A 16,064-nucleotide genomic window follows, 5' to 3' on the forward strand; every position below is an offset into this window, starting at 1 on the left:
TACCGGCAGAGCGCGCCGCGGGCAAGGCGTGCGCTTTACGTCCCGGTAGCGATCGGCTTTAACCGCTGCACGACATGCACAGGGGGCGCCAGCCATGAAGCGACAGACTTTCCTTCCGTTCCTTCTCGCGGGGGTGGCACTCGCCCTGCCCGCCACCGCACAGACCACGCGAACGGTGATCCATGCCGGCCATCTGCTCGCCGAGCCGGGCCAGCCCGCAAAGGGCGCCGCGACGATCGTGGTCGAAGGCGGAAAGATCATATCGATCGCCGACGGACATCAGCCGGCCGAAGCGGGTGCGACGCTGATCGACCTCAGCGACAAATATGTCCTTCCCGGGCTGATCGACAGCCATGTGCATCTGACCAGCGACGCCGGCGGTATCGCCGGGCAGCTCGAGGATGTGACGCTCAGCCCCGCCGCGCAGGCCTTCAATGCCGAGGTCAACGGGATGAAGACGCTGCGTGCGGGTTTCACCACCGTCCGCAATCTCGGCGACGGCGACGGGGCGACACTGGCGCTCCGCGATGCGATCCTCGCCGGGAAGGTGCGTGGACCGCGGATCGTCGATGCCGGTGCTTCGATCTCGGGCAGCGCGGGCCATATGGACGGGTCGCTCGGCTATCGCGACGAGCTGCGTCCCTTCTTCGCCGGTGCCGGCAATACCTGTAACGGCGCTGACGATTGCCGCCGCGCGGTGCGATTGCAGATCGGACGCGGCGCCGACGTGATCAAATTCGCTTCGACCGGCGGGGTCAACAGCCGGATCGGCGCCGGGCTCGGCAAGCAGATGTTCGACGACGAGGCGCAGGCGATCGTCGATACCGCGCATATGTTCGGCAAGAAGGTCGCGGTCCACGCGCACGGCGCCGACGGCATCCGCCTCGCGCTTGCGGCCGGCGCCGATTCGATCGAGCATGGCACGATCCTCGACGAGGCGACGATCGCTGCCTGGGCGAAGTCGAAGGCCTATTATGTCCCGACGCTGTCGACCGTGAACGGTTACAAGGAACGCCTCGCCGCCAATCCGGGCGCCTATGAACCCGACGTGCTCGCGAAGATTCAGTGGCGTATCTCGATCACCGGCAAGAGCCTCGAGCAACTGGTACCCAAGGGCGTGCGCATTGCCTTCGGTACCGATGCCGGCGTGTCGAAGCACGGCCGCAATGGCGACGAATTCGAACTGATGGTCCAGCACGGCATGACCCCGCTCGAGGCCTTGAAGGCGGCGACGGTCAATGCCGCCGATCTGCTCGGCCTGTCGGACCAGATCGGCACCATCGCGCCGGGCAAGAGCGCCGACATCATCGCCGTCGCAAGCGACCCGGTCGCCGATGTGCGCGTGCTCAAGCAGGTCGATTTCGTGATGGCGCGCGGCGAGGTGGTCGACTGACGAATGATCCTGCGGTGGGGAGGTGGCAGCGCGAAGCGCTGACGGAGGGGCCTATGGAGCAACCGTCGCGGCCCCTCCACCACTCGCTACGCGAGCGGTCCCCCTCCCCACCTCCTTCGCGGCAGGGAGGATCGTCAGTCCGACAACGCGGCGCGTAACTGCTGCCATTGCGCGAGCTTCGCTGCGAAACCGATCGTGTTCGCAGCGCTGCTCGACGGCAGGTCAAGCAGCGCGATGCCGCCGAGCGGCGGCAATTGCTTCCGCCCGATCGCCGCGGCCTTGCCGCCGTTGAAGGCGATCATGCCGAGGTCGGGCAGGGTGGCGACCAGCGCTGCGAGGTCGTGCGGTTCGGCTTCGCGGATCAGCGAATCGCTGCTCGTCTGCCGTTCGGCGCTGCGGATGACGTCCCACAGACCGACCTTCGCCGCGCGGAGCGCGGCCAGCCGCTCTTCATAAGGCAGGCCGGCGAGCGGCCGGTCCACAACCTCACCGACCAGCCGCCAGAACTGGTTCGTCGGATGCGCATAATATTGCCGCTCGGCGAGCGACCGCGCGCCGGGCAGGCTGCCGAGGATCAGCAGCCTTGTGTCGGGATACACATGCGGTGCGAAGCTGGCGTGGCGAGTGGCGGGCATCGGCATCCGATAACCGGTCCGGTCCGGCGCAACAATATTGCCCGCCCCTTGACCGCGAAAGGAATCGGGTCTAGGGGCGCGCTCGACCGAAAAGGGCGGTTTGCCGTCCCTTTCAGTTACAACAGCGCTTGAACATTGCTGGCGCGGATGGAGCCTCCGGAAGATCATCACGATCCGCCGGGGTCTTTTGCTGTTATCAGGTCGGCCGTTTTCCGCCGTTTTTGGCGGATATCGGCCGGAGCTTCATCCACCGCAGTACAGTAACCGTTCGCTTTGATGGGCGGACATTTAAAGGTGAAGCATTCATGCCCACGATCAACCAGCTGGTCCGCAAGGGCCGGACTCCCCAGAAGGTGAAGTCCAAGGTCCCGGCGATGGACGCAAACCCGCAAAAGCGCGGCGTTTGCACCCGTGTCTATACGACGACCCCGAAAAAGCCGAACTCGGCGCTCCGCAAGGTTGCAAAGGTCCGCCTGACCAACCAGCGCGAAGTCATCACCTACATCCCCGGCGAAGGCCACAACCTCCAGGAACACAGCGTCGTGCTGATCCGCGGCGGTCGTGTCCGCGATCTTCCCGGTGTGCGTTACCACGTCCTGCGCGGCGTGCTCGATACGCAGGGCGTGAAGGACCGCAAGCAGAGCCGTTCGAAGTACGGCGCGAAGCGTCCGAAGTAAGGACCGCTTTTTCGGCTATTTGATCATCCCTGGCTGCCTTGGCGCCGGGATGCTGTTGTAAAAGGAATTACCTATGGCTCGTCGTCGTCGTCCCGAACGCCGCGAAATCCTGCCCGATCCCCGTTTCGGTGATGTGGTGCTGTCGAAGTTCATGAACAGTGTCATGCTCGACGGGAAGAAGTCCGTCGCCGAAAGCATCGTTTACGGTGCGCTCGAATCGGTCGAAGCCCGCGCCAAGAAGGAACCCATCGGCGTGTTCCACGAAGCGCTCGCGAACATCCGCCCGAACATCGAAGTCCGCAGCCGCCGCGTCGGCGGTGCGACCTATCAGGTTCCCGTCGAAGTCCGTCCGGACCGTGCGCAGGCGCTCGCGATCCGCTGGCTGATCACGGCGGCGCGCAACCGCAGCGAAACCACGATGGCCGCGCGTCTGTCGGGCGAACTGCTCGACGCGTCGAACAACCGCGGCAATGCGGTCAAGAAGCGCGAAGACACGCACCGCATGGCGGAAGCGAACCGCGCTTTCAGCCACTACCGCTGGTAAGCGCTCGCGGGACGGCCCGGTTCTCGCATCCGCGTCTCGCAATCGTAACAATCGTTCCTATATCGGGGGTGGCTCCAAAGGCCTCCCCCCAAATCCGAGGAAAAGACCATGGCACGCAGCCATCCGCTCGAACGCTATCGCAATTTCGGTATCATGGCGCACATCGACGCCGGCAAGACCACGACGACCGAGCGCATTCTCTATTACACCGGCAAGTCCTACAAGATCGGCGAAGTCCATGACGGCGCCGCGACGATGGACTGGATGGAGCAGGAACAGGAACGCGGCATCACGATCACGTCGGCCGCCACCACCTGTCTGTGGAAGGCGGAAGAGGGCAATGGTCCCGAGCATCGCCTGAACATCATCGACACCCCCGGCCACGTCGACTTCACGATTGAAGTCGAGCGCAGCTTGCGCGTCCTCGACGGCGCGGTTGCCGCGTTCGACGGCGTTGCCGGCGTCGAGCCGCAGTCGGAAACCGTGTGGCGTCAGGCCGACAAGTATCGCGTGCCGCGCATGTGCTTCATCAACAAGCTCGATCGCACCGGCGCGAACTTCTATTATTGCGTCCAGACGATCATCGATCGTCTCGGTGCGACGCCGGCTGTCCTCTATCTGCCCATCGGCGCGGAATCGGATTTCAAGGGCCTCGTCGACCTCGTCAACGAACGCGCGATCATCTGGAAGGACGAAAGCCTCGGCGCCGAATTCTTCTATGAAGAGATCCCTGCCGACCTCGTCGACAAGGCCGCCGAATATCGCGAAAAGCTCGTCGAACTCGCCGTCGAACAGGACGACGATGCGATGGAAGCCTATCTCGAAGGCAACCTGCCCGACGTCGCGACGCTGAAGGCGCTGATCCGCAAGGGCACGCTCGGTCAGGCGTTCGTGCCCGTGCTCTGCGGCTCGGCGTTCAAGAACAAGGGCGTCCAGACGCTGCTCGACGCGGTCGTCGACTATCTGCCCTCGCCGCTCGACATCGAAGACGTGCAGGGCGTGAACCCCGACACGAACGAACCCGATTCGCGCGCGACCGCCGACTCGGCGCCGCTGTCGATGCTCGCGTTCAAGATCATGAACGACCCGTTCGTCGGTTCGCTCACCTTCGCCCGCATCTATTCGGGCACCCTGACCAAGGGCAGCTATCTGAACTCGGTCAAGGACAAGAAGGAAAAGGTCGGCCGTATGCTCCTGATGCACGCCAACTCGCGTGAGGACATCGAGGAAGCGTTCGCGGGCGATATCGTTGCGCTCGCCGGGCTCAAGGAAACCACCACCGGGGACACGCTCTGCGCCACCAATGCGCCGATCATCCTCGAGCGGATGGAATTCCCCGAACCGGTCATCGAGCTGTCGGTGGAACCGAAGACCAAGGCCGACCAGGAAAAGATGGGCATCGCGCTCAATCGCCTCGCGGCCGAGGATCCCTCGTTCCGCGTCTCGACCGACCATGAATCGGGCCAGACGATCATCAAGGGCATGGGCGAGCTTCACCTCGACATCCTCGTCGATCGCATGAAGCGCGAGTTCAAGGTCGAAGCGAATGTCGGTGCGCCGCAGGTGGCGTACCGCGAATCGCTCGCGAAGCCGGTCGACGTCGACTATACCCACAAGAAGCAGTCGGGCGGCTCGGGCCAGTTCGGCCGCGTCAAGGTCAGCGTCGCCCCCGGCGAACGCGGCTCGGGCATCACCTTCCTCGACGAGATCAAGGGCGGCAACATTCCGCGCGAATATATCCCGTCGGTCGAAAAGGGCATGCGCGAGTCGGCCGAGAACGGTCACATGATTGGCTTCCCGATCATCGACTTCGAAATCAAGCTGACGGACGGCGCGTACCACGACGTCGACTCGTCGGCGCTGGCGTTCGAAATCGCGGGCCGTGCGGCGATGCGCGAAGTGGCGGCAAAGGCCGGCATCAAGCTGCTCGAACCGGTGATGAAGGTCGAAGTCGTCACCCCCGAGGAGTTCATGGGCGACGTGATCGGCGACCTCAACAGCCGCCGCGGCCAGATCCAGGGCACCGACAGCCGGGGCAATGCCCAGGTTGTCGAGGCGATCGTGCCGCTGGCGAACATGTTCGGTTACGTCAACCAGCTGCGCAGCTTCAGCCAGGGTCGCGCCAGCTACTCGATGCAATTCTCGCATTATGAAGAAGTGCCGACCAACGTCGCCGAAGAAGTGAAGGCCAAGATGGCCTGATAGGTGAAAGCCGCGCGGACTTGCGCCGCGCGGCAAGACCCTCTAAGGGCGGCGCCTGATTCAGCAGGCTCGTCCACGACTGATCAACGCAAACACTGAACAAGAAGGTTATACCATCATGGCCAAGGCTAAATTTGAGCGGACGAAGCCGCACTGCAACATCGGCACCATCGGTCACGTCGACCATGGCAAGACCTCGCTGACCGCAGCGATCACCAAGATTCTCGCCGAAAACGTTGCGGGCAACGCCGCCGTCGATTTCGCGAACATCGACAAGGCTCCCGAAGAGCGCGAGCGCGGCATCACCATTTCGACCGCCCACGTCGAATATGAAACCGAAGGCCGCCACTATGCGCACGTCGACTGCCCGGGTCACGCTGACTATGTGAAGAACATGATCACCGGTGCCGCCCAGATGGACGGCGCGATCCTCGTCGTGTCGGCCGCTGACGGCCCGATGCCGCAGACCAAGGAGCACATCCTGCTCGCGAAGCAGGTCGGCGTTCCGACCATGGTCGTGTTCCTCAACAAGGTCGACCAGCTCGACGATCCCGAACTGCTCGAGCTCGTCGAACTCGAAATCCGCGAAGAACTTTCGAAGCGCGACTTCGACGGCGACAATATTCCGATCATCGCCGGCTCGGCGCTCGCCGCGCTGGAAAGCCGCGACGACAACATCGGCAAGGACGCGATCCTGAAGCTGATGGCCGCCGTTGACGAGTGGATCCCGCAGCCGGAACGTCCGCTCGACAAGCCCTTCCTGATGCCGATCGAAGACGTGTTCTCGATCTCGGGCCGTGGTACGGTTGTCACCGGCCGCGTCGAAACCGGCATCGTCAAGGTTGGTGAAGAAGTCGAAATCGTTGGCATCAAGGACACCAAGAAGACCGTCGTCACCGGCGTCGAAATGTTCCGCAAGCTGCTCGACCAGGGCCAGGCCGGCGACAACATCGGTGCGCTGATCCGCGGCGTCGGCCGTGAAGAAGTCGAGCGTGGCCAGGTTCTGGCGAAGCCCGGCTCGATCACGCCGCACACCGAGTTCACCTCGGAAGTGTACGTCCTGTCGAAGGACGAAGGCGGCCGTCACACGCCGTTCTTCGCGAACTATCGTCCGCAGTTCTACTTCCGCACCACGGACGTCACCGGCGAGGTCATCCTCCCCGAGGGCACCGAGATGGTCATGCCGGGCGACAACGTCCAGCTGTCGGTCAAGCTGATCGCCCCGATCGCCATGGACCCGGGTCTGCGCTTCGCGATTCGCGAAGGCGGCCGCACGGTCGGCGCAGGGGTTGTCGCGACGATCACAAAGTAATATAGGGCCGCGAGCCGCGCGATTCGGACTGATTCGCGCGGCTCGTAGCTTAAAGGTTTTTGATGGCCGGACCGGCTTCCTGATGGGGGCCGGTACAGGCCATTTCGGCTCTTTCGCATCGTTAGACGGGATTCGACTGGAACAGTCATGGAAACGCAGAATATTCGCATTCGCCTGAAGGCCTTTGATCACCGCGTGCTCGATCAGGCCACCACCGACATTGCCGATACGGCCCGCCGTACCGGAGCGCTTATTCGCGGCCCGATCCCGCTTCCGACGCGTATTGAAAAATTCACCGTGAACCGCGGTCCGCATGTCGACAAAAAGTCGCGCGAGCAGTTCGAGGTGCGTACCCACAAGCGGCTGCTCGACATCGTGCAGCCCACCCCGCAGACGGTCGACGCGCTGATGAAGCTCGACCTCGCTGCCGGCGTGAACGTCGAAATCAAGCTGGCCTAGAGCCAGCATGCCCCGCGAGAGCGGGGCCTCTATCGGCAGGACGGTTCGCCGCCTGCATCACGATAGGGTGGATACCGCCGGACCGCCTCTTCGGAGGCATCATGGTCCGGGCTGCGTCCCCCGTCTCGCCGCTTCTCCTTCGGGATGGCGGCACCTCAGCCCGGACGGGGCGATGCATCGGAATTTCGGGCTGGGAGGGTTCCGTCGAGACGTGTCTCGATGGGTCCCGCAAGCCGTGCGGAATGGTCCGCCCGGCCTCTGTTGAGGAGTATGATCATGCGTACTGGCGTGATCGCGAAGAAAATGGGGATGACCCGCCTGTTTCAGGACGACGGCCGCCACGTGCCCGTCACCGTCCTGAGCCTCGAAGGCTGCCAGGTCGTCTCCGTGCGCGATAAAGAACGTGACGGCTATGTGGCCGTTCAGCTCGGTGCTGGCTCGGCCAAGGCGAAGAACGTCGCCAAGCCGCAGCGCGGTGCCTATGGCAAGGCCGAAGTCGAGCCCAAGGCGAAGCTCGTCGAATTCCGCGTCGCTGACGACGCGACGCTCGACGTCGGCGCCGAACTGTCGGCCGACCATTTCGTTGCCGGCCAGATCGTCGACATCCAGGGCGTGACCCAGGGTAAGGGCTTTGCCGGTGCGATGAAGCGCTGGGGTTTCGGCGGTATGCGCGCGACCCACGGTGTGTCGATCAGCCACCGTGCGCATGGTTCGACCGGTAACCGTCAGGATCCGGGCCGCGTCTTCAAGAACAAGAAGATGGCCGGCCACATGGGCGCGCGCAACCGCACCCAGCAGAATCTCGAAATCGTCCGCACCGACGTCGAGCGCGGCCTTCTCTTCGTCAAGGGCTCGGTCCCTGGCTCGAAGGGCGGCTGGCTGCTCGTTCGCGATGCGGTGAAGCTGCCGCGCCACCCCGAAGCCCCCTATCCGGCGGGCATCAAGAGCGCGGCCAACAGCAACGAAGCCCCGGCTGACGCGCCGGTCGAAACGCCGGTCGAAGAAACCGTCGTCGACACCGCGGCCACCGACGGCGCACAGGAGTCCTGATCATGAAGGTCAAGGTACAGACCCTCGATGGCAAGGCTGGCGCCGACATCGATCTTAACGACGACGTCTTCGGCGTCGACGCGCGCGCAGACATTCTGCATCGCGTCGTGGCCTGGCAGCTCGAAAAGCGCCGCGGTCCGGCTCGCGCCGCCCGCGAACGCAGCGATGTGTCGCGCACCGGCAAGAAGTTCGGTCGCCAGAAGGGCGGCGGTACGGCGCGTCACGGTGACCGTAAGGCGCCGATCTTCATCGGCGGTGGCAAGGCGCATGGTCCCCGGGCCCGCACCTTCGGTCACTCGCTGAACAAGAAGATCCGCACCCTCGGCCTGAAGATGGCGCTCAGCGACAAGGCGAAGGGCGGCAAGCTCGTCGTTCTCGACACGCTCGAGCTCAAGGACGCGAAGACCAAGGCGCTCGCCGGCAAGCTCGGCAAGATGGAACTCGGCAACCGCGCGCTCTTCATCGACGGTGACGCGGTGCACGCAAGCTTCGCCATGGCCTCGGCCAACCTCATCGGTGTCGACGCGCTGCCCGCCATCGGCGCCAACGTCTATGACATCATCCGTGCCGACACGCTGGTCCTGACCCGCGCGGCGGTCGAACAGCTGGAGGCCCGCTGCAATGGCTAAGGCAAAAACAGTCGACGCGCGTCACTATGACGTGATCCTCGCGCCGGTGATCACCGAAAAGTCGACGCTGCTCAGCGAAAACGACGCCGTGGTGTTCAAGGTCGCGAACGACGCGACCAAGCCCGCGATCAAGGCCGCCGTCGAGGCGCTGTTCGATGTCAAGGTGGTGAGCGTCAACACGCTCGTCACCAAGGGCAAGACCAAGCGCTGGAAGGGCAAGCCCTACACCCGCAGCGACGTGAAGAAGGCGATCGTTCGCCTGGCCGCAGGCCAGTCGATCGACGTCACGACCGGCGTCTGATTGTAGGAAGAGGCAGAGAAAATGGCACTTAAATCCTATAATCCGACCAGCCCCGCGCAGCGCGGCCTGATCCTCGTCGACAAATCGTCGCTGTGGAAGGGCAAGCCCGTCAAGGCGCTGACCGAAGGCAAGCGCAAGACAGGTGGCCGCAACAACAAGGGTCATGTGACCTCGCGCGGCATCGCCGGCGGCCACAAGCAGAAGTACCGCTTCATCGACTTCAAGCGTCGCAAGTGGGACATGCCGGCCACCGTCGAGCGTCTGGAATATGACCCCAACCGCACGGCGTTCATTGCCCTCGTCAAGTATGAAGACGGTGAGCAGACCTACATCCTCGCGCCGCAGCGTCTGGCCGTTGGCGACACCGTCGTCGCCGGCAAGAAGACCGACGTGAAGCCGGGCAATGCGATGGAATTGTCGCAGATGCCGGTCGGCACGATCGTCCACAACATCGAGATGAAGCCGGGCAAGGGCGGCCAGATCGCCCGTTCGGCCGGCACCTATGCACAGGTCGTCGGTCGTGACCGCGGTCTCGTCATCGTGCGTCTCGGTTCGGGCGAGCAGCGTTACATCCGCGGCGAGTGCATGGGCACGGTCGGTGCGGTGTCGAACCCCGACAACCAGAACACCAACCTGGGCAAGGCCGGCCGCAACCGCTGGCTCGGCAAGCGTCCGCTGACCCGCGGCGTCGCCAAGAACCCGGTCGACCATCCGCACGGCGGTGGTGAAGGCCGCACCTCGGGTGGCCGTCATCCGGTTACCCCGTGGGGCAAGCCGACCAAGGGTGCCCGCACGCGCCACAACAAGTCGACCGACAATATGATCATCCGGTCGCGTCACGCGAAGAAGAAGAGGTAAGCCATGGCTCGCTCGGTCTGGAAGGGTCCGTTCGTGGACCTCCATCTGCTCAAGAAAGCCGAAACGGCCCAGGACGGCGGCAGCTCTGCCCCGATCAAGACCTGGTCGCGCCGGTCCACCATCCTGCCGCAGTTCGTGGGGCTGACCTTCAACGTCTACAACGGCCGCAAGTTCGTGCCGGTGTCGGTCAATGAAGACATGGTCGGCATGAAGCTGGGTGAATTTGCGCCGACGCGCTTCTTCCCCGGCCACGCGGCCGACAAGAAGGGCAAACGCTAATGGGCAAGGAAAAGTCCCCCCGCCGCGTTGCGGATAACGAGGCTCTCTCGGTCGGCACGCAGATTCGCGGCTCGGCGCAGAAGCTGAACCTCGTTGCCGCGCTGATCCGCGGCCGCAAGGTCGAAGACGCGATGAACGTCCTCGCTTTCTCGAAGAAGGCGATGGCCGTCGACGTGCGCAAGGTTCTCGCCAGCGCCGTCGCCAATGCGGAAAACAACCACAACCTCGACGTTGACGCGCTGGTCGTCAAGGAAGCGAGCGTGGGCAAGTCGATCTCGATGAAGCGCTGGCACGCTCGCGGCCGCGGCAAGTCGACCCGGATCGTCAAGCCGTTCAGCCGCATCCGCATTGTCGTGCGCGAACAGGAAGAAGAGGCGTAAGATGGGCCAGAAGAGCAATCCGATCGGCCTGCGCCTGCAGGTCAACCGCACCTGGGACAGCCGCTGGTTCGCCGAAGGCCAGGACTATGGCCGCATGCTTGTTGAGGATCTGAAGATCCGCAAGTTCGTGTTCAAGCACCTGCCGCAGGCTGCGATCTCGAAGGTCGTCATCGAACGTCCGGCGAAGCTGTGCCGCGTGTCGATCTATGCCGCCCGTCCGGGCGTCATCATCGGCAAGAAGGGCGCCGACATCGAAAAGCTGCGCAAACAGCTCGGTGCGATGACCGGCAGCGACGTGTCGCTGAACATCGTCGAGATCCGCAAGCCTGAAGTCGACGCCAAGCTCGTCGGTCAGGGCATCGCCGACCAGCTCGAACGCCGCGTCGCGTTCCGCCGCGCCATGAAGCGCGCCGTCCAGTCGGCGATGCGCCTTGGTGCCGAGGGCATCCGCATCAACTGCGCCGGCCGTCTCGGCGGCGCGGAAATCGCGCGCACCGAATGGTACCGCGAAGGCCGGGTGCCGCTGCACACGCTGCGCGCCAATGTCGACTATGCCGAGGCCGAAGCCCACACCGCCTATGGCGTGTGCGGGATCAAGGTCTGGATCTTCAAGGGCGAAATCCTTGGTCACGACCCGATGGCGACCGACCGTCTGATGCTCGATGCGCAGACGACCGGTGTCCGTCCGGCCCGTGAAGATCGCCGCTAAGGACTGCTGAGATGCTGCAACCGAAAAAAACCAAGTTCCGCAAGGCCTTCAAGGGCCGCATCCATGGCAATGCCAAGGGCGGTACCAGCCTGAACTTCGGCTCCTACGGGCTGAAGGCGATGGAACCCGAGCGCATCACCGCGCGCCAGATCGAAGCGGCTCGCCGCGCGATCAGCCGTGCGATCAAGCGTCAGGGCCGCCTGTGGATTCGCGTTTTCCCCGACGTCCCCGTGTCGTCGAAGCCTGCCGAAGTGCGCATGGGTAAGGGCAAGGGTTCGCCGGAATTCTGGGCCGCGCGCGTGAAGCCGGGTCGCATCCTGTTCGAACTCGACGGCGTTCCGGGCCCCGTGGCCGCGCTGGCGTTCGAACGCGCCGCGATGAAGCTGCCGATCAAGACGAAGGTTATCGCCCGCCTCGGCGACACCTCGCATCTGGAGGGTTAAGGACATGGCCAAGACCGAAGATTTCAAGGCCAAGACCGACGACCAGCTCGCCGAACAGCTTGGCGAACTGAAGCGCGAGGCGTTCAACCTCCGCTTCCAGGCGGCCACCGGCCAGCTTGAAAAGGCCTCGCGCGTCAAGGAAGTGCGGCGCTCGATCGCCCGCATCAAGACGCAGCAGACCGAGCGTTCGCGCTCGGCCGCGAAGTAAGGAGACTATCGATGCCGAAGCGCATTCTGACCGGCACGGTGGTGTCCGACAAGGGCGACAAGACCGTCGTGGTGAAGGTCGAACGGAAGGTGAAGCACCCTCTGTACGGCAAGATCATCCGCCGCTCGAAAAAGTATCACGCCCACGATGAAGACAACGCCATCAAGGCTGGCGAAACCGTCCGCATCGAGGAAACGAAGCCGATTTCGAAGCTGAAGACCTGGAAGGTGCTCGACAAGGTCGACACCCACAGCAAGCCCAAGGGCGCCGCCCCGGCTGCTCCCGCCGCGGCCGAAGGCTAAAGAGTTTCACGGAACCGCCGGGGCATCCCGGTAGGCCAAGGAAGAAGGAAATGCATCGATGATCCAGATGCAGTCACAATTGGAAGTCGCCGACAACAGCGGCGCGAAGCGCGTCCAGTGCATCAAGGTGCTCGGCGGCTCGAAGCGTCGCACCGCCGGCGTCGGCGATGTCATCGTCGTGTCGATCAAGGAAGCCCAGCCGCGCGGCAAGGTGAAGAAGGGCGACGTGCATCGCGCCGTCATCGTCCGCACCGCGAAGGATGTGCGCCGTGCCGATGGTTCGGTGATCCGTTTCGACAGCAACGCCGCCGTGCTCGTCAACAAGAACGAGGAGCCGATCGGCACCCGTATCTTCGGCCCCGTCGTGCGCGAACTGCGCGGCAAGGGCTATATGAAGATCATCAGCCTGGCGCCGGAGGTGCTCTGACCATGGCGAACAAGATCAAGAAGGGTGACACGGTCGTCGTCCTGTCCGGCAAGGACAAGGGCAAGACCGGCGAAGTGACGCAGAGCCTGCCGAAGGACGGCAAGGTCGTCGTCGCTGGCGTCAATGTCATCACCCGCCACCGCAAGCCGAACCAGCAGAATCCGCAGGGCGGGCTCGAGCGCAAGGAAGCGCCGCTGTTCGCGAGCAAGGTCGCGCTGGCCGATCCCAAGACCGGCAAGCCGACGCGCGTTCGTTTTGAAACCAAGGACGGCAAGAAGGTCCGCGTGGCCGTGAAGTCCGGGGAGACGATCAATGGCTGACAATTACACCCCGCGCATGCGCAAGCGCTATGACGATGTGATCGTCAAGGCGATGACCGAGAAGTTCGGTTACAAGAATGCGATGGAAGTGCCGAAGATCGAGAAGATCACGCTCAACATGGGCGTGGGCGACGCGGTCCAGGACAAGAAGAAGGTCGAGATCGCTGCTTCGGAAATGGAGCTGATCGCGGGTCAGAAGCCCGTCGTGACCAAGGCGAAGAAGTCGATCGCGCAGTTCAAGCTGCGTGAAGGCATGCCGATCGGTTGCAAGGTCACCCTGCGCCGCGAACGCATGTACGAGTTCCTCGATCGCCTGATCACGATCGCCATGCCGCGCATTCGCGACTTTCGCGGCGTGTCGGCGACGAGCTTCGACGGCCGTGGCAACTATGCCATGGGCCTGAAAGAGCAGATCATCTTCCCCGAGATCAACTATGACCGCATCGACACGGTGCGCGGCATGGACGTGATCGTCACCACCACCGCTCGTACGGACGACGAAGCCCGCGAACTGCTCAAGCTGTTCGGCTTCCCCTTCCCGATCGAAGCGCAGGAAAAGGAAGCCGCCTGATCCTTCGGGACCAGGCAGGCTCTTTCAAGAAGGAAAGAGAACTTAAGTCATGGCGAAACTGAGTTCGATGAACAAGAACGAGCGTCGCAAGAAGCTGGTGAAGAAATATGCCGGCCGTTATGCGAAGCTGAAAGCGATTGCGGCGGACACGTCGCTCGACGATGGCGAGCGTCTGATCGCGCGCCTCAAGATGGCGGAAATCCCGCGCAATGGTAACCCGACCCGCATCCGCAACCGGTGCGAGCTGACGGGGCGCCCGCGCGCTTATTATCGCAAATTCCGGCTGTGCCGTATCCAGCTCCGCGATCTGGCCAACAAGGGCCTGATCCCCGGTGTTGTGAAGTCGAGCTGGTAAGGGACTGACAAGATGGCAATGACCGATCCCCTGGGTGATATGCTCACCCGCATCCGCAACGGCCAGCAGGCGAAGAAGGACAGCGTCCTGACGCCGGCTTCGACGCTGCGCGTCCGCGTTCTCGATGTTCTCCAGCGCGAAGGCTATATCCGCGGCTACAGCGAAGAAGCGCTGGGCGCGAAGGGCCAGCACAAGGGCATCCGCATCGAGCTCAAATATTTCGAAGGCCAGCCGGCGATTCGCCACGTGGCCCGCGTCTCGAAGCCGGGCCGCCGCGTCTATTCGGGTTCGAAAGAACTGCCGATCGTGCGCAATGGCCTTGGCATCACCATCGTGTCGACCCCGCGCGGCGTTCTCTCGGACGCCGAAGCTCGCGAGCATAATGTCGGCGGCGAAGTGCTGGCGGAGGTGTTCTGATGTCGCGCATTGGTAAAAAGGCAGTAGCGATCCCGGGCGGCGTCACCGCCGCGATCGACGGCGGCCAGCTGTCGGTCAAGGGTCCCAAGGGCACGCTTGCGATGCCGCTGTCCGACCTCATCAACTATGAAGTCGGCGAAGGCAGCATTTCGGTGCAGCCCGCGAACAGCACCCGCGAAGCGCGCGCTTTCTGGGGCATGCAGCGTACGCTGGTCCAGAACCTGATCACGGGCGTGACCGAAGGCTTCACCAAGGTCCTCGAAATCACCGGTGTCGGCTATCGCGCCAACTCGCAGGGCAAGACGCTCAAGCTGCAGCTCGGCTACAGCCACGATGTCGATTTCGCGGTGCCCGAAGGCATCGAGATCAAGACGCCGGACAACACGACGATCGAGATCAGCGGTATCGACAAGCAGAAAGTCGGCCAGGTCGCGGCGGAAATCCGTCGCTGGCGCAAGCCCGAACCCTATAAGGGCAAGGGCATCAAATATCGCGGCGAGTACATCTTCCGCAAAGAAGGCAAGAAGAAGTAAGCCATGGCACATCTCACCTCTTTCCAGAAGCGCCGTCAGCGCGTTCGTACCGCCCTCCGCCAGCGCGCCGCCGGCCGCCCGCGTTTGTCGGTGCACCGTTCGGGCCGTCACATCTATGCGCAGCTCATCGATGACGCCGCCGGCAAGACGCTGGCCGCTGCTTCGACGCTGGACAAGGATGTCCGCGGCAAGACCGGCGCCACCACCGCAGCCGCGGCCGATGTCGGCAAGCGGCTCGCCGACGCCGCCAAGAAGGCGGGCGTGACGCAGGTCGTGTTCGACCGCGGCGGCTTCCTGTTCCACGGGCGCATCAAGGCGCTGGCCGACGCGGCTCGCGAAGGCGGATTGGAGTTCTGATTATGGCAGACGAAGTACAGAACGTCGAAGGCGCTCCCGAAGCTGCCCCCACCGAAGGCCAGGCCCCGCGCCGCGGCCGTGGCGGCGGCCGCGATGGCGGCCGTGGCGGTCGTGAAGGTGGCCGTGGCCGCCGCGACGATCGTCGTCCGCGCGACGAAGAGGGTGGCGAAGAGCTGATCGAAAAGCTCGTCCACATCAACCGCGTCTCGAAGACCGTGAAGGGCGGCAAGCGCTTCGGTTTCGCTGCGCTCGTCGTCGTCGGCGACGGCAAGGGCCGCGCCGGTTTCGGCCATGGCAAGGCACGCGAAGTGCCCGAAGCCATTTCGAAGGCGACCGCTGCGGCGAAGAAGGCGATGATCCGCGTTCCGCTGCGCGATGGCCGCACGCTGCACCATGATGGCCGCGGCCATTTCGGTGCCGGCAATGTGACGCTGCGTTCGGCGCCCGCCGGTACCGGCATCATCGCCGGTGGTCCGATGCGCGCCGTGTTCGAGTCGCTGGGCGTTGCCGATGTGGTGACCAAGTCGGTCGGCACCTCGAACCCCTATAACATGATCCGCGCGACCTTCGAGGCGCTCGGCGAACAGACCAGCCCGAAGTCGGTCGCGCAGCGTCGCGGCAAGAAGGTTTCGGACCTGATCAAGCGTGGCGGTGTGTCCGACCGCGCAGCCGAGGCCGAAGCCGCGGCGGTGACGGAGTAAGA

General features: G+C 63.9%; 25 protein-coding genes. 24 read left to right on the plus strand and 1 reads right to left on the minus strand.

Annotated features, from left to right (window positions below; translation table 11 throughout):
* The first annotated feature begins 94 nt into the window (after nucleotides 1-94).
* On the plus strand, nucleotides 95-1,393 hold the full coding sequence (locus V6U71_RS20110; RefSeq protein WP_411340092.1) for a metal-dependent hydrolase family protein: 1,299 nt from the start codon (nucleotides 95-97) through the stop codon (nucleotides 1,391-1,393).
* 134 nt (nucleotides 1,394-1,527) lie between these two features.
* On the opposite strand, the gene V6U71_RS20115 is transcribed toward V6U71_RS20110, so the two are convergent.
* Nucleotides 1,528-2,028 carry a DNA-deoxyinosine glycosylase gene (locus V6U71_RS20115; RefSeq protein WP_411340093.1) on the minus strand — a complete coding sequence of 167 codons (501 nt, stop codon included), beginning with the start codon at nucleotides 2,026-2,028 and terminating at the stop codon, nucleotides 1,528-1,530.
* Between the two features lie 305 nt (nucleotides 2,029-2,333).
* Between V6U71_RS20115 and rpsL the strand changes: the two genes are divergently transcribed.
* The 23 genes from rpsL to rpsE all read left to right on the plus strand — a co-directional run bounded on the left by rpsL (nucleotide 2,334) and on the right by rpsE (nucleotide 16,062).
* The gene (gene rpsL / locus V6U71_RS20120) at nucleotides 2,334-2,705 is read left to right on the plus strand and encodes a 30S ribosomal protein S12 (RefSeq protein ID WP_037515637.1); all 372 of its coding nucleotides are present in this window, start codon (nucleotides 2,334-2,336) and stop codon (nucleotides 2,703-2,705) included.
* A gap of 73 nt (nucleotides 2,706-2,778) precedes the next feature.
* Complete coding sequence (rpsG, locus tag V6U71_RS20125) at nucleotides 2,779-3,249, plus strand: 30S ribosomal protein S7 (protein ID WP_037556359.1); 471 nt, start codon at nucleotides 2,779-2,781, stop codon at nucleotides 3,247-3,249.
* Nucleotides 3,250-3,357: 108 nt separating this feature from the next.
* Nucleotides 3,358-5,451 carry an elongation factor G gene (gene fusA / locus V6U71_RS20130; RefSeq protein ID WP_411340094.1) on the plus strand — a complete coding sequence of 698 codons (2,094 nt, stop codon included), beginning with the start codon at nucleotides 3,358-3,360 and terminating at the stop codon, nucleotides 5,449-5,451.
* Between the two features lie 118 nt (nucleotides 5,452-5,569).
* Nucleotides 5,570-6,763 carry an elongation factor Tu gene (gene tuf, locus V6U71_RS20135; RefSeq protein WP_058806670.1) on the plus strand — a complete coding sequence of 398 codons (1,194 nt, stop codon included), beginning with the start codon at nucleotides 5,570-5,572 and terminating at the stop codon, nucleotides 6,761-6,763.
* Nucleotides 6,764-6,910: 147 nt separating this feature from the next.
* Nucleotides 6,911-7,222, plus strand: a complete 312-nt coding sequence (gene rpsJ, locus V6U71_RS20140; RefSeq protein WP_003042199.1) for a 30S ribosomal protein S10 — start codon at nucleotides 6,911-6,913, stop codon at nucleotides 7,220-7,222.
* Nucleotides 7,223-7,498: 276 nt separating this feature from the next.
* A complete protein-coding gene (gene rplC / locus V6U71_RS20145) occupies nucleotides 7,499-8,272 on the plus strand; it encodes a 50S ribosomal protein L3 (protein ID WP_054590453.1) in 774 nt (257 codons plus the stop codon).
* Between the two features lie 2 nt (nucleotides 8,273-8,274).
* A complete protein-coding gene (gene rplD, locus V6U71_RS20150) occupies nucleotides 8,275-8,901 on the plus strand; it encodes a 50S ribosomal protein L4 (RefSeq protein ID WP_411340095.1) in 627 nt (208 codons plus the stop codon).
* Entirely contained in the window at nucleotides 8,894-9,202 is a 309-nt protein-coding gene (locus V6U71_RS20155; RefSeq protein ID WP_054589688.1) for a 50S ribosomal protein L23, read from the plus strand. Before rplD ends, V6U71_RS20155 begins: the two co-directional genes overlap by 8 nt.
* 21 nt (nucleotides 9,203-9,223) lie before the next feature.
* On the plus strand, nucleotides 9,224-10,060 hold the full coding sequence (rplB, locus tag V6U71_RS20160) for a 50S ribosomal protein L2 (protein ID WP_054589689.1): 837 nt from the start codon (nucleotides 9,224-9,226) through the stop codon (nucleotides 10,058-10,060).
* Between the two features lie 3 nt (nucleotides 10,061-10,063).
* Nucleotides 10,064-10,339 carry a 30S ribosomal protein S19 gene (gene rpsS, locus V6U71_RS20165; RefSeq protein ID WP_037556370.1) on the plus strand — a complete coding sequence of 92 codons (276 nt, stop codon included), beginning with the start codon at nucleotides 10,064-10,066 and terminating at the stop codon, nucleotides 10,337-10,339.
* A complete protein-coding gene (gene rplV / locus V6U71_RS20170; protein ID WP_054589690.1) occupies nucleotides 10,339-10,719 on the plus strand; it encodes a 50S ribosomal protein L22 in 381 nt (126 codons plus the stop codon). The genes rpsS and rplV overlap by 1 nt, the downstream gene beginning before the upstream one ends.
* A 1-nt stretch (nucleotide 10,720) precedes the next feature.
* Complete coding sequence (rpsC, locus tag V6U71_RS20175) at nucleotides 10,721-11,428, plus strand: 30S ribosomal protein S3 (protein WP_054589691.1); 708 nt, start codon at nucleotides 10,721-10,723, stop codon at nucleotides 11,426-11,428.
* An 11-nt stretch (nucleotides 11,429-11,439) separates the two neighbouring features.
* A complete protein-coding gene (gene rplP / locus V6U71_RS20180; RefSeq protein ID WP_054589692.1) occupies nucleotides 11,440-11,871 on the plus strand; it encodes a 50S ribosomal protein L16 in 432 nt (143 codons plus the stop codon).
* A gap of 4 nt (nucleotides 11,872-11,875) precedes the next feature.
* Nucleotides 11,876-12,079 carry a 50S ribosomal protein L29 gene (rpmC, locus tag V6U71_RS20185; protein ID WP_054589693.1) on the plus strand — a complete coding sequence of 68 codons (204 nt, stop codon included), beginning with the start codon at nucleotides 11,876-11,878 and terminating at the stop codon, nucleotides 12,077-12,079.
* Between the two features lie 11 nt (nucleotides 12,080-12,090).
* Nucleotides 12,091-12,381 carry a 30S ribosomal protein S17 gene (gene rpsQ / locus V6U71_RS20190; RefSeq protein ID WP_037556374.1) on the plus strand — a complete coding sequence of 97 codons (291 nt, stop codon included), beginning with the start codon at nucleotides 12,091-12,093 and terminating at the stop codon, nucleotides 12,379-12,381.
* Between the two features lie 58 nt (nucleotides 12,382-12,439).
* A complete protein-coding gene (rplN, locus tag V6U71_RS20195) occupies nucleotides 12,440-12,808 on the plus strand; it encodes a 50S ribosomal protein L14 (protein ID WP_053555865.1) in 369 nt (122 codons plus the stop codon).
* A 2-nt stretch (nucleotides 12,809-12,810) separates the two neighbouring features.
* Nucleotides 12,811-13,128: a 50S ribosomal protein L24 gene (gene rplX / locus V6U71_RS20200; protein WP_054589694.1), complete on the plus strand. Its 318-nt coding sequence runs from the start codon at nucleotides 12,811-12,813 to the stop codon at nucleotides 13,126-13,128.
* The gene (gene rplE, locus V6U71_RS20205; protein ID WP_054589695.1) at nucleotides 13,121-13,699 is read left to right on the plus strand and encodes a 50S ribosomal protein L5; all 579 of its coding nucleotides are present in this window, start codon (nucleotides 13,121-13,123) and stop codon (nucleotides 13,697-13,699) included. Before rplX ends, rplE begins: the two co-directional genes overlap by 8 nt.
* A 49-nt stretch (nucleotides 13,700-13,748) precedes the next feature.
* Complete coding sequence (gene rpsN, locus V6U71_RS20210; RefSeq protein ID WP_054589696.1) at nucleotides 13,749-14,054, plus strand: 30S ribosomal protein S14; 306 nt, start codon at nucleotides 13,749-13,751, stop codon at nucleotides 14,052-14,054.
* 12 nt (nucleotides 14,055-14,066) lie between these two features.
* Nucleotides 14,067-14,471 carry a 30S ribosomal protein S8 gene (gene rpsH / locus V6U71_RS20215; RefSeq protein WP_054589697.1) on the plus strand — a complete coding sequence of 135 codons (405 nt, stop codon included), beginning with the start codon at nucleotides 14,067-14,069 and terminating at the stop codon, nucleotides 14,469-14,471.
* Nucleotides 14,471-15,004, plus strand: coding sequence for a 50S ribosomal protein L6 (rplF, locus tag V6U71_RS20220; RefSeq protein ID WP_054589698.1), 534 nt, complete (start codon nucleotides 14,471-14,473; stop codon nucleotides 15,002-15,004). The genes rpsH and rplF overlap by 1 nt, the downstream gene beginning before the upstream one ends.
* A gap of 3 nt (nucleotides 15,005-15,007) precedes the next feature.
* Complete coding sequence (gene rplR, locus V6U71_RS20225; protein ID WP_054589699.1) at nucleotides 15,008-15,361, plus strand: 50S ribosomal protein L18; 354 nt, start codon at nucleotides 15,008-15,010, stop codon at nucleotides 15,359-15,361.
* Between the two features lie 2 nt (nucleotides 15,362-15,363).
* Nucleotides 15,364-16,062 (plus strand): 30S ribosomal protein S5, encoded by a 699-nt coding sequence (gene rpsE / locus V6U71_RS20230; RefSeq protein WP_411340096.1) that lies wholly within the window; start codon nucleotides 15,364-15,366, stop codon nucleotides 16,060-16,062.
* The last annotated feature ends 2 nt before the right edge of the window (nucleotides 16,063-16,064 follow it).

Origin of the sequence: Sphingopyxis sp. J-6, assembly GCF_046603995.1 — a bacterium.
In the GTDB taxonomy this organism is placed as follows: domain Bacteria; phylum Pseudomonadota; class Alphaproteobacteria; order Sphingomonadales; family Sphingomonadaceae; genus Sphingopyxis.

Coding starts and splice junctions, on each gene's coding strand:
- V6U71_RS20110 (WP_411340092.1), top strand. CDS start 95: ATGAAGCGACAGACTTTCCTTCCGTTCCTTCTCGCGGGGGTGGCACTC.
- V6U71_RS20115 (WP_411340093.1), bottom strand. CDS start 2,028: ATGCCCGCCACTCGCCACGCCAGCTTCGCACCGCATGTGTATCCCGAC.
- rpsL (WP_037515637.1), top strand. CDS start 2,334: ATGCCCACGATCAACCAGCTGGTCCGCAAGGGCCGGACTCCCCAGAAG.
- rpsG (WP_037556359.1), top strand. CDS start 2,779: ATGGCTCGTCGTCGTCGTCCCGAACGCCGCGAAATCCTGCCCGATCCC.
- fusA (WP_411340094.1), top strand. CDS start 3,358: ATGGCACGCAGCCATCCGCTCGAACGCTATCGCAATTTCGGTATCATG.
- tuf (WP_058806670.1), top strand. CDS start 5,570: ATGGCCAAGGCTAAATTTGAGCGGACGAAGCCGCACTGCAACATCGGC.
- rpsJ (WP_003042199.1), top strand. CDS start 6,911: ATGGAAACGCAGAATATTCGCATTCGCCTGAAGGCCTTTGATCACCGC.
- rplC (WP_054590453.1), top strand. CDS start 7,499: ATGCGTACTGGCGTGATCGCGAAGAAAATGGGGATGACCCGCCTGTTT.
- rplD (WP_411340095.1), top strand. CDS start 8,275: ATGAAGGTCAAGGTACAGACCCTCGATGGCAAGGCTGGCGCCGACATC.
- V6U71_RS20155 (WP_054589688.1), top strand. CDS start 8,894: ATGGCTAAGGCAAAAACAGTCGACGCGCGTCACTATGACGTGATCCTC.
- rplB (WP_054589689.1), top strand. CDS start 9,224: ATGGCACTTAAATCCTATAATCCGACCAGCCCCGCGCAGCGCGGCCTG.
- rpsS (WP_037556370.1), top strand. CDS start 10,064: ATGGCTCGCTCGGTCTGGAAGGGTCCGTTCGTGGACCTCCATCTGCTC.
- rplV (WP_054589690.1), top strand. CDS start 10,339: ATGGGCAAGGAAAAGTCCCCCCGCCGCGTTGCGGATAACGAGGCTCTC.
- rpsC (WP_054589691.1), top strand. CDS start 10,721: ATGGGCCAGAAGAGCAATCCGATCGGCCTGCGCCTGCAGGTCAACCGC.
- rplP (WP_054589692.1), top strand. CDS start 11,440: ATGCTGCAACCGAAAAAAACCAAGTTCCGCAAGGCCTTCAAGGGCCGC.
- rpmC (WP_054589693.1), top strand. CDS start 11,876: ATGGCCAAGACCGAAGATTTCAAGGCCAAGACCGACGACCAGCTCGCC.
- rpsQ (WP_037556374.1), top strand. CDS start 12,091: ATGCCGAAGCGCATTCTGACCGGCACGGTGGTGTCCGACAAGGGCGAC.
- rplN (WP_053555865.1), top strand. CDS start 12,440: ATGATCCAGATGCAGTCACAATTGGAAGTCGCCGACAACAGCGGCGCG.
- rplX (WP_054589694.1), top strand. CDS start 12,811: ATGGCGAACAAGATCAAGAAGGGTGACACGGTCGTCGTCCTGTCCGGC.
- rplE (WP_054589695.1), top strand. CDS start 13,121: ATGGCTGACAATTACACCCCGCGCATGCGCAAGCGCTATGACGATGTG.
- rpsN (WP_054589696.1), top strand. CDS start 13,749: ATGGCGAAACTGAGTTCGATGAACAAGAACGAGCGTCGCAAGAAGCTG.
- rpsH (WP_054589697.1), top strand. CDS start 14,067: ATGGCAATGACCGATCCCCTGGGTGATATGCTCACCCGCATCCGCAAC.
- rplF (WP_054589698.1), top strand. CDS start 14,471: ATGTCGCGCATTGGTAAAAAGGCAGTAGCGATCCCGGGCGGCGTCACC.
- rplR (WP_054589699.1), top strand. CDS start 15,008: ATGGCACATCTCACCTCTTTCCAGAAGCGCCGTCAGCGCGTTCGTACC.
- rpsE (WP_411340096.1), top strand. CDS start 15,364: ATGGCAGACGAAGTACAGAACGTCGAAGGCGCTCCCGAAGCTGCCCCC.